6 protein-coding genes and 1 pseudogene are annotated in these 11,059 nt (G+C 56.5%); all 7 read right to left on the minus strand.

Translation table 11 applies throughout. The features are described from left to right. Positions 1-257 precede the first annotated feature (257 nt). The 7 genes and pseudogenes from BN874_RS06795 to BN874_RS06835 all read right to left on the minus strand — a co-directional run bounded on the left by BN874_RS06795 (position 258) and on the right by BN874_RS06835 (position 10,797). Positions 258-1,402, minus strand: a pseudogene (locus BN874_RS06795) (IS3 family transposase). Positions 1,403-1,731: 329 nt separating this feature from the next. Then, positions 1,732-3,957 carry an EAL domain-containing protein gene (locus BN874_RS06805; RefSeq protein WP_034431687.1) on the minus strand — a complete coding sequence of 742 codons (2,226 nt, stop codon included), beginning with the start codon at positions 3,955-3,957 and terminating at the stop codon, positions 1,732-1,734. Next, on the minus strand, positions 3,954-7,637 hold the full coding sequence (locus tag BN874_RS25000; RefSeq protein WP_051497525.1) for a PAS domain S-box protein: 3,684 nt from the start codon (positions 7,635-7,637) through the stop codon (positions 3,954-3,956). Before BN874_RS25000 ends, BN874_RS06805 begins: the two co-directional genes overlap by 4 nt. Positions 7,638-7,755: 118 nt before the next feature. Then, entirely contained in the window at positions 7,756-9,018 is a 1,263-nt protein-coding gene (locus BN874_RS26150; RefSeq protein WP_081756204.1) for a methyl-accepting chemotaxis protein, read from the minus strand. Beyond that, the gene (locus tag BN874_RS06825) at positions 8,936-9,778 is read right to left on the minus strand and encodes an IS66 family transposase (protein WP_154724786.1); all 843 of its coding nucleotides are present in this window, start codon (positions 9,776-9,778) and stop codon (positions 8,936-8,938) included. The genes BN874_RS26150 and BN874_RS06825 overlap by 83 nt, the downstream gene beginning before the upstream one ends. 328 nt (positions 9,779-10,106) lie before the next feature. Next, positions 10,107-10,430 (minus strand): helix-turn-helix domain-containing protein, encoded by a 324-nt coding sequence (locus BN874_RS06830; RefSeq protein ID WP_034431689.1) that lies wholly within the window; start codon positions 10,428-10,430, stop codon positions 10,107-10,109. Next, positions 10,423-10,797, minus strand: a complete 375-nt coding sequence (locus BN874_RS06835; protein ID WP_034431690.1) for a type II toxin-antitoxin system RelE/ParE family toxin — start codon at positions 10,795-10,797, stop codon at positions 10,423-10,425. The genes BN874_RS06830 and BN874_RS06835 overlap by 8 nt, the downstream gene beginning before the upstream one ends. Positions 10,798-11,059: the final 262 nt, after the last annotated feature.

Here is an 11,059-nt window from a genome sequence, read left to right on the forward strand (position 1 = left end):
CCTTCCAGTCTCGATGTTAATCATCGACCCTTGGAAGACGAAATCCAGGGGGCACCTCACATAATCTCCCCCTTGGTTAGCGATAACTGAACGACCACCAGCTAAAGCTGGTGGGTTCTGCGCCGGGCGCAGAGGACTGAAAGTCCCCCCATCAATGCGCCCGGCGCTTTAAAAACATTACGATTGCAACAATAGCGTCCGGCACTCCATCAAGACCTGTACTGACCCCGATTTTTTGGACACTAAAATCGAGATATTTAAAAACGCCATGATTCCGTTTGCTGTCGGAGCCACTGCAGCTCGAACTCAACTGGGGTCAGATAACCCAACGCGGAATGAATCCGCTTGTGCATGTAGACCTGATCGAGGAACCGGCCCATCTGTCGATAGGCATCGGCGTAGTCATGATACTCGGACAACTCAACCTCCTCTTCTTTGATCGTGCGCATCAAGCGTTCGGCATAGCCATTCTGGGTCGGCTCGCCGACCTCAGCCATGCTGATCGCGACGTGATGCAGGGTCAGCAGGTCGACATAAGCGGTGGCCGCATACTGAACGCCTTGATCGGAGTGATGAATCGTGGGTGTGGCCTGCACCAGCGCTCGCCGCAAGGCCGTCAAGGTCAGTGACTGATCCAGGTAACGTCCCAAATGCCAGCCTCGGATGGCACGGGTGAAGACATCCATCAAGACTGCCAAGTAGACGAACCCCGTCAACAGCCGGATGTAGGTAATATCCCCCACCCAAACCTGATCCGGACGGATCACCCACAGACCGGTCACCCGATTCGGGTAGCGCGGGAACGCATGGGCACTGTCGGTGGTACGCACCTCACGCCGTCGGGGGACGTGCGCCAACCCCAAGGTTCGCATCAACCGCTGAACGCGGTTATGCCCCACCCGCCAGCCGCGCCGTCGCAACTCAGCCGTGACTCGCCGGTACCCATAAGTCGGCCACTCAGTGACCACATCCAGCACTGCGGTCTTAAGCGGATTCAGATCCGCTCGCGGGATCACGGGGGCATACACCGTACTGCGTGGACAGCCCAACACGCGAGCGACCACCGCCAGCGGATAGTCTTGCGCCAGGTGCATCACCCGATCCCGCTTCCGAGCCGGGGTATCTGCCAAAGATTGGAGGCTTTTTTTGCGACGTCCAACTCCAAGGTTAGACGGCCCACTAACCGCTCTAAATCCGCAATCCGCGCTTGGGCGGGATCCCGGTCGCCTTCTCGCTCGAACACCTTCGGAGCCTGTTCCAACAGCCGCTTCCGCCAGGCCAGCAGTAGCGACGGCTTGATCCCATGGGACCGACAGACCTCTGCCGGCGTTTGAGCACCGCTGATCAACTCCAAGACCCGCTCCGCCTTGAACTGGGGTGAAAACTGTCTACGCTCGCCCATCGTAATCCCCTCACTGGATAGTTTGACTTCTCTTCGTCAACTGTCCAATTTTTCGGGGTCACTACACCCATTTAGAGAGCCTCTGAGTCCGCTTGGAGAGTCGTAGCTGAAAGCTGACCGGCTAAAGCCGGTGGTTTTAACCTTGGATATTGAAATAAAACCGCACCTCCGTACCGTCGGTTATTAATAGTAGGACTTTCGCTTCGGGTTCAAAAACCGTTCGGGGTGAGCCGGTCAAACCCTGTTTTTAGCGATGAATGCCCTTCGACAGACTCAGAGCGAACGGATGAAGCGAAATTCCTGTAAGCCTGCCTTCCATGACCATATGACTACGTGGTGGCTTGCTGGCGCAGCCACTCCACAAGCTGGTCGGCGGGCATGGGCTTCGCGTACAGATAACCCTGGGCGACCGAACAACCCAAAGCGCGCAGAAAGCCGGCTTGTTCCAGGGTTTCCACCCCTTCTGCGACCGATCCCACGCCCAGTTTCTGACTCAGGCCCACGATGGTTTCGGCAAACATGCCGCCCTTGCCATCATGAATTTCCTGGACGAAGCATTTATCGATCTTGAGGCAGTCGATGGGCAGGGACCGCAACTGACCCAACGAGGAATAGCCGGTGCCAAAATCATCGATGGCGATCAAAATACCGAGCCGCTTGAGCGCTTCCAGCTTCTGCAAGATCACTTTCGGCTCATCCATGGCGATGCTCTCGGTAATTTCCAGTTCCAGCAACTGGGGCGGCATTCGATAATGCACCAGGGTAGCCGCCACGTTCTCGACAAAATCGGCCTTGCGGAATTGCGGCATACTGACGTTGACCGCCATTTTCAACCGGGTGAACCCCCATTGCGTGAGCTGGGCATGTTGAGCGCACGCCTGATCCAGAACCCAGGCGCCGATCTGAACGATCAACCCCGAGTATTCGGCCAGCGGGATAAAGACATCGGGCGGCTGGATAAAACCCTGCTCGCCTGGCCAGCGCAACAGCACTTCAACACCGACTACCTTGCCGGTCGCCAGGGCGATCTGCGGTTGATACCAGGGTTGAAGCTGGTGGGCGTCGAATGCCCGCCGCAACTGATGAATGATCTCCAGTCGCCAGCGTGTACTGTCCTCCATCTCCACCAAGTAATATTCATGGTGGGACCGGAGGTTTTTCTTGGCGCGATTCAAAGCGATGTTGGCACGCTTGAGCAAGGCCATGCCCGAACTGGCGTGTTCCAGATCGTGGCAAAGGCCGATGGTGACAGTGACGGGCAGTTGGTGTTCATCCACGGCAAAAGGCTGCTGGAACAGCGCGAACAATGTGGTCGGATTGACTTGGGGTTCCGGCCCGATCACGCCGAACACATCGGCGCCGAGGCGGGCGATCCGGCACTCAGGCTCCAGCATTGACCGAAGACGCTCGGCCACAGCCACCAGCAGCGCGTTGCCAATGTCCTGGCCGAGGCCATCATTCAGATCGGCAAAGTGTTCGATATCGAGCAGCGCCACGACGATATCGGTCTGCTCGCGGGTGACGCCATCAAGATCAGCGATGAATCGCGAGCGGTTGGATAGATGGGTCAGCGGATCGTGATAGGCGACATGGTTGAGCCGCTCGACCAGGTTAACGTTGCGAAAGCAGGCTGCGATGTTCGAGACGAACACTTCAAGCAGTGGACGATCCAGCATGGACAGCGCATGGCCGGTATCGAGAAAAATGGCGGCTTCCTGATGGGGGGCGGCTTTCAGGTACAGCACGGTGTAATCTTCGCCAAACACATGTTGACCCTGTGCCATGCTGCTCAGAATGGCGTAGGCGATCCGTGAGTCCGGTAATGCGGCCAGCGGTTGGGCGATGTAAGGGGCATGCCGTCCTGCGGCGGCGATCACGTAACAACAGTATCCCCCATTATCCTCACTGAAGGGAGAACCTCTGTGCGTGCAGACGATGCCATCCAGCGGCAGCTTGAGCAGCACGGCGAGTTGAGTCAGCACACCTTCGGCGAGATTGGAAATGGCGTGCTGTTCCATCAGGTCGGCGGCGGCGTGCACGATCAACCCTAAACCACGCCGGCTTTGCTCGATAGTGCAGAACTGCTCGTAGGAGCGCAGAGCCGTACTGACCATGGTGATCAATCGGGTATGGGTCAGATCGGCCTTGGTGCGATAGTCGTTGATGTCATGTTGATGGATGACCGTTAATTCCGGCGCATAACCCGGCTGGCCGGTGCGCAGGATGATCCGGCACTCCGCAAGGCCCAGTTCATCGCGGATATAACCGACCAAGTCGAGTCCCGCCCGTTCGGTTTCCATCACCACATCCAGGATCGCGACCGCGATGTCGCGATGTCGCCGCAATTGCTCGCGCGCTTCGCCAGCGCTGTACGCATGCAGCAAGCACAGTGGCCGCTCGAAAATGACGAGATCCCGCAACACAAACTGGGTGGCGTCATGGACTTCCTCGTCGTCATCTACGATCAGCAATTTCCACGGTGGCAAATCGGGGTGCCGCCGGGGCGCGTCCACTCCATGCGCGTCGTCTACCAGTGTGATGAGTTCATCAATCATGCAGACACCCCAAAGGCTGATGAGTCGGGAGCTCTGCGGGGCAAGGTCAGTTCAAACGTTGTGCCTTGGCCGAGAGTGCTACGGATCTGTATATTACCACCAAGCATACCAATGGTAAGATTATAGACAATATAAAGCCCCAATCCGCTACCACCGCAACCCAGTTTTGTAGTAAAAAATGGGTCAAATAGATGTTTAAGTATATTTTCAGATACACCAATCCCATTATCCGAGTAGTCCAGTCGGATTTGAGTCGCGTCAAGCACCACAGCGTGGATACGAATCATTCCCGTAGCAATACCGTCGAAGCCGTGGGTGAGAGAGTTGTTGATCAGATTGGTGATCACCTGTTCGAGGGGGCCGGGATAACTGTCCAGCGTCAGTTCCCGAGGGATATCCAGTTCGACCCGATGAGCGGTGCGCTTGAACAACGGTTGTAAGGTGACGATCACCTCCTCCAGGGTCTGTCGCAAGGGGAATAGCCGTCGCCGGACGCTGGTTTGATCCACCGCGATCTGCTTGAAACTGCCAATCAGATCGCTGGCGCGGGCGGTATTTTTCTCCAACAGATCGACGGCTTGGCGACCACGGGCCAGAAACGCCTCCAACTGAGAGCGACGCAGGGCGCCGGTTTCGACGGCGGCGGCGAACTCGCGCAGTGACTCACCCAGCGCGCTGGCGACGGTGCGAGTGTTGCCCAGCGGAGTATTGAGTTCGTGGGCCACCCCCGCCACCAGGCTGCCCAGCGCGGCCAGCTTTTCCGCCTGCACCAGTCGGTCCATGGCTTGGCGCAACTCGGTGTTGGCGCGTTGTAGATCGGCAGTGCGCTCGGCGACTAATTCCTCCAGGTGTTCCCGGTGTCGCTGCAATTCTGCTTCGGCCCGCTTGCGGTCGGTGATGTCAATATTGAGTCCGACGATACCCAATATTTCATCTTGGTCTTTAATGGGAGCGATGACGTTATGGATACATCTCTCTTCATCACCGACAATTAAAAGCGCATCTTCTTCTAGAATCTCCCCAGCAAAAGCTCTGCGATTGTTGCCATTCCAATGCGCCAGCATTTCCGCATTGTCGGTGACTTCTTCGGGGCGTTTGCCAACAACATCTCCCCAATTTTTTTTGGAAGAGGAGTTTTGCAGAACATAGCAGCCGTTGGCATTGATCAGGAAAAAATCGAAGGGGATACTTTCAATAGCAGTGCGAAGTCGTGCTTCGCTTTCCCGCAGCGCCGTTTCCGTCCGCTTGCGCTCGGTAATGTCGCGGGCGAAAGCAAAATCGTACTCTTGGTGATTGTATTCAATATGGTTGGCAGTGATCTCCACGGGGAAAATCGTGCCATCCTTGCGTTGATGTTGTGTTTCAAAATGACGTTTTGCTAACTGTCGCGTCCGCTCCCAATGCGACGACCACTTCTCCTGGGGAAAACCAGGATCGACATCCCAGACCGCCATAGATAACAGTTCGTCGCGTGTGTACCCGAGGGAATGGCAAGCCTGCTCGTTGACATTAACAAATCGTCCGTCTGGCAAAATCCAGAATACGGCATCCGAGGCCCGCATGATGGAAAGTTGCATTAGTTGCAGCACTTCTTCGGTTCGTTTGCGTTCACTGATGTCGCGCCAGGCCGTATGCAAAATTTGTTGACCATGCCAGGGGACCATCGTTAGCAATACTTCTACCCAGAAATCGGTCCCGTCCAGACGGCGATGAACCCATTCAAAGCGATGACTGCCTTCCCGAAAAGTCATGGCGATGATTTCTTGCGCCTTATCGGCGGATAATCGGCCATCCGGCTGGCGCTCCGGCGATAATTCAGCCGGACGGCGTTGGAGAACCTGCTCTTTGGTCACTGCGCCCAGCATCTTGACCGTGATTTCATTGCAATCGAAGAAAATCTCGCCATCCAGCAGCAGGTTGGCGTCTCCGGATTTCTCGAAGAGTAACCGAAACAGCCGCTCGTTTTCCTGGATCGCTTTCTCAGCCCTCTTGCGCTCAGTAATGTCTTCTACCATCCCCATTGCATAAGCGGGTTTGCCAGCTTCATCTCGGATTGCCGAGACGGTCAGATTGACCCAGACTATCGCGCCATCCCGGTGCAGATAACGCTTTTCCATGGAATAGTTCGAGAGGCGATCCTCAAGCAGAGCGCGATACTGTTCCATATCCTTGCTGATATCGTCGGGACAGGTGATCTCCGCCACGGTCATGCCCTGCAATTGTTCCGCGCTATAGCCGATCAGGTGCTGAAAGGCGGCATTGCAGAGGGTAATACGGCCATCTGCGCTATTGACTAGGGCAATGCCCAAGGGAGCATGGTCGAAGATGGAGCGGAAACGCGCCTCGCTTTCACGCAACGCCGCTTCCACTTTGTGGCGCTCGGCGATGGATCGTGCTTGTTGAATATTCTGATAAGCCTTGGCAGAAAGTTCATTCGCGAGCAGGAAAAGCGCCTGAGAGACTTTTCCGAAACGTTCCTTGGACATGACCGGAACGTCCGCCAGCGCCGCTCGAAATTCAATCGGGTCGGCATTGATCTCGGAGGCGTACCGGAGCATCCGGGTTTCGTCCAGCGCCTCATTTTTAACCTGACCAATAAGCCAGTTGGCAATATGCTTGCCGCCGACGGTAATGCTGGCTCCCGCATCCCACAGTCCTCCGCTCAAGCAGAGCTGCACGATGGGGCCGCCAGGGTTATAGCGCCCGATCATCGCGTCGGAGTAAAAGCAGTTGCTAAGACCTTTCTCGGTCTTGCGAATAACATCCATGCACAAGCGGCAAAAATTGCTCGGTTCGGTAATCGGCACACCATCCGGTTGGGTAATGATGGAGGCAACGCTGGTGGCCTCGGCGAATGCATCCTGAATACGCTGCACGTCTTCAAGATTGAACAAATCAGTGAATTGAATCGCAACAGATTCAGATTCATTCAGAGGCTGGGTTAGGGCCAGAATCCTCCTCTGCAACACTTCCTCAGCCTGTTTGCGTTCAGTGATATTTAGATGAGTACCCATCATGCGCGATGGCCGCCCGATGGTATCCCACTCCACCACCCTGCCCATGGACAATACCCAAATCCAGCGACCGGAACGGGTGCGCAGGCGGAATTCGGCTTGATAGTGAGGCCGTTTGCCGGTGACGCAATCCTCATAACGCATTAAGGCTTGCTCCCGATCTGCGGGATGTAGCCAACTTGCCCATGTCGCTGACGTTAGTTTTAGCTCGGACGGTGTATAACCGAGCATCTGGGCGCATTCCTTGCTGAAAACCACCTTACCAGTGGCGATATCGAGATCGTATAATCCTTGACCAGAGGCCGCCAGAGCCAAAGCGAGGCGTTCTTCACTCTCGCGCAAGGCTTTTTCCGTTTGCCATGGCTCGGTGATCTCACGGACAAGAGCACAATTATATTCGTTACCATCGATCTCGACGTAATGGACTGAAACCTCAACCGGGATCAGCGAACCATCCCTGCGGCGGTGAGTCGTCTGAAGATGGAGCATTTGAGCTTGGCGCAACTCCCGCCAATGATCGGGCCACCGCTCGCAGGGAAACCCAGGATCAATGTCCCACACCGCCATGGTTTGCAGCACCTCCCGACTGTAGCCCAGTGCGCAACACGCCTGCTCACTGGCGTAAAGAAATTTGCCTGTTGGATGAATCCAGTAAAGTACAGCCATGGGTGCAATAACCGTTGGTGGAGAATGCGGTAGTAACGAAGATTAAAAACAGTTCGCGCTGTCCCCCAATCCGCACGGCTATAGCCGGCGCCGTTGCGCGACCTGCAACAGACTGACGTTAGGCGGGCAGCGTGAAGAAACCCATCAGGTTTTGCAGTTCCTGCGCCTGATCGCCCATGGCGCTGCTGGCGGCGGCGGTCTGTTCCACCAGCGCGGCGTTTTGTTGGGTAGATTGATCCATTTGCAGGATGGCCTGGTTCACCTGGTCAATGCTGAGGGCCTGTTCCCGCGTCGCCGTCGCCATTTCCGCTACCAGGTCACTGACCTTTTTCACTTTCAGCCCGATGTCGCGCAAGGTCTGGCCGGAGGCGTCCACCAGCGTGCCGCCGTCTTCGACTTTGGCGACGCTGTCGGTGATCAGGATTTTGATCTCCTTGGCGGCGTCGGCGCTGCGTTGCGCCAGTTTGCGCACTTCCCCGGCCACCACCGCAAAGCCGCACCCCTGTTTGCCGGCGCGGGCGGCTTCGACGGCGGCGTTGAGCGCGAGGGGATTGGTTTGAAAGGCAATTTCATCAATCACGCCGATGATGTCGGCAATTTTGCGGCTGCTGTGGCTGATCGCCTGCATCGCGGTGATGGTGCGGTTGATCACGACTCCGCCCTGTTCGGCTCGCGTCCGCGCGCCCCCGACCAACTGGTTGGCTTGCGCGGCGTGGTCGGCGCTGTGTTTGATCGTGGCGGTGATCTCTTCCATGCTGGCGGCGGTTTCTTCCAGCGCGGAGGCTTGCTCTTCGGTGCGCTGCGACAGATCGGCGCTGCCCTGGGTAATCTCGCGGGCTGCTGCGTTCACCGTGGCGGTGGTGTCCTGAACCGTTTGGGTAATGCGCCGCAATTCGGCGGTCATCGTGCGCATGGCCCCCAGCAATTGCCCGGTTTCATCGCCCGCCCCGACCGGGACCTCCGCCGTCAGATCGCCGTGGGCAATTTGTTGGGCCACCGCAACTGCCGTCTGGATTCGCCCGCCCAGCGCCCGCGCGACCGTCAGGCTGACCAGCAATATAATGATCAGCGCCACCGCCGCGACCGCGACCGCCACTTCAATCGTATCGCGGAGATCCTCGGTGACATCCTGTTCCACTCGTTGAATCGCCTCGTCAATGTCGTCAATGTAAAAGCCGGTGCTAATCATCCACTGCCATTTGTCCAGACCTGCCGCATACCCCAGCTTGAGTACCGACTTACCTTTCAACGGTTTATCAAAGAGATACTCGACATAACCCCCACCTTTCTTGGCATCGTCAATTAAGCCACAGCAGTTGGCCCCGTTCCGGCCACGACGTTTCGTCGGCGTGCAGCAGACCGCTGGCGAGCACCGCCTCAACCAACTCGTCTTCGGCCGGGGCCACCGCCGCGCTCGCTTCGTGGATCGTCTGATGAATCGTGCCGAGGCTCAGCTTCAGCCACTGGTCCAGGAATTCCTGAATCCGCGCCCGCGACCGCCGGAACCGCAGGCTCAGGGCGACGATCAGGGCGGCCAGCCCCGGCCCCACCAGTCGCCATTCTCGCAATTCGATCCCCGCCAGCAGCGGGTTGACCGCGCCCCGCCCCGCTTCGGCCCGGGTGTGGTGGCCGCAGGCACACCCGATCTCATAATAGCGATGGTCCACCACCCACAAGGTCAGGCCCGGTCGCGCCGGATCCCCCCAGCGCAGGTCCACCGCCTGAAACCCCGTGTAGACCACCGCCCCCGCCGGCTCCAGCGCTTCGCCACAGCCGGCGCAGACGGCCGGATGGTGTGCGCGTTCCTCGTGCGCCTGGAATACCTGCGTCCGCCCGATTCCCGGCGTCCCCGGTTGTTTGCCCGGTTGGCGGGCCGGCGGGGTCTTCGCCGGTTCCGCCGCGCCTGGTTCCGCCTCGTCCAGCTTCGCCTCGTCCGATTCATCGGTCGGGTCGAGCGATGCGCCCCGTTCCCACGGCACCCGACTGCTCGGCGGGCGCGAACTGTTCCCCGGCCCTTGATTCAATCGCTCCCGCGCTTCCTTGATATCCGCCAGCAGCCGCAACGACAGCCCACGCAACGCCTCCGCTTCCAAGGACCGGACGTAGTCGTCATCCATCTGGCGCAGACTGTAATCGCTCAAGGGCATAGATCGGGGTCAACTCAACTCGGGGGATCGGTTCTCAGAGACTGTCGCAAAACTCGCCATTAATTTTGAACAAAAATTTAGCGCGGAACCCGCTTCTAGCCAGTTTTAACCCGACTCCACCATTAAGCAGATCAATAACTTGGTTTTTAGACAGCCTCTCAGTGTCCCATGCTTCCCCGTCCAAGGAAAGTCAAGGACGGGGGGAGTGAATGACTACATAATTTGTATAGCGATACTGAGATTAGGACTACCTCCTATCCCAAAGGACAAAACACGCTCCTATGCCGAAATTCAAAAGTTTTGCAACAAACCTTGATTGGATTCAAGCGATGGCCTCTAAGCCTTTTTTTTGCACTAGAGCCAGCAGTTTTAGAGAAGGGCCAGAGGGATGTTTCTCACCCCGCTCCCATTGGCTGATGGAATCCTTCGGCACGTTCAGATAGAGGGCAAAGACGGTCTGGCTGACTTCCTCGCGCTCGCGCAGGGCACGGATTTCTTGGGCGGTAAATCGATGAACAGGTGTTAGGCAGGATTCATCGAAACGGTGCATCGTTTGTTTGTCGATCAGGCCGACTTCATAGAGGTCGCTGGCTGTTTGGTGAATGGCCGCCTTAATGTCACTCTTGTAACTTTTTGCTTTAGTCATCACACTTCACCTCTGTATACTGGCCGCTATCGACAAGGTTTCTCAGCTCTCCATCGGAGAGCATCAAAACGATTTTTGCTAGGTCCTTGAAATCCCGTTCATCACTCTCGTCGATGTTGTGCTGTTCACTTTTGGCAAACCCATAGACGAAAAAAGACAGTGCCCTCTTGCGGAAAAGGATGATAGACCGATACCCGCCAGACTTGCCTTCATGGAGTCTCGTGATCCGCTGCTTGATGACTCCGCCGCCATAGTCAGCATCAATGATGCCCTTCTCCGCATTCCTTATCGCTTCGCATAACTTGGCGTCTGAGATGCGCTCCTTTCTGGCGAATTTGGTAAACCACTTGCTCTTGAAAATCCGCATTCACTCGCCTACCTATGGGTTCCATAGACCAGCCCTTTCAAGGTGATTTTACGAGTAAAATGGCTCTATTTTTTAATCACAGGATCAACATATTTCGTTATGAACACAGAATTTAGCAGTATTTTACAGAAGTTTGTTAATAAAAGTCCAGTAACAGTAATGGTTCAACGCCCCTTTCGCCCATTTTCCAAACCGCTTCGAATTTCGTCAAGCCGCTATGGCTAGATCGAAATTGGTTTCAACTCGATCGACTTCCCCATCA

Source organism: Candidatus Contendobacter odensis Run_B_J11, from assembly GCF_000531125.1.
GTDB lineage: Bacteria > Pseudomonadota > Gammaproteobacteria > Competibacterales > Competibacteraceae > Contendibacter > Contendibacter odensensis.

What these genes read in the sequence shown, in the direction of transcription:
- BN874_RS06805 (WP_034431687.1), bottom strand. Translation starts at nt 3,957, where the DNA reads ATGATTGATGAACTCATCACACTGGTAGACGACGCGCATGGAGTGGAC.
- BN874_RS25000 (WP_051497525.1), bottom strand. Translation starts at nt 7,637, where the DNA reads ATGGCTGTACTTTACTGGATTCATCCAACAGGCAAATTTCTTTACGCC.
- BN874_RS06830 (WP_034431689.1), bottom strand. Translation starts at nt 10,430, where the DNA reads ATGACTAAAGCAAAAAGTTACAAGAGTGACATTAAGGCGGCCATTCAC.
- BN874_RS06835 (WP_034431690.1), bottom strand. Translation starts at nt 10,797, where the DNA reads ATGCGGATTTTCAAGAGCAAGTGGTTTACCAAATTCGCCAGAAAGGAG.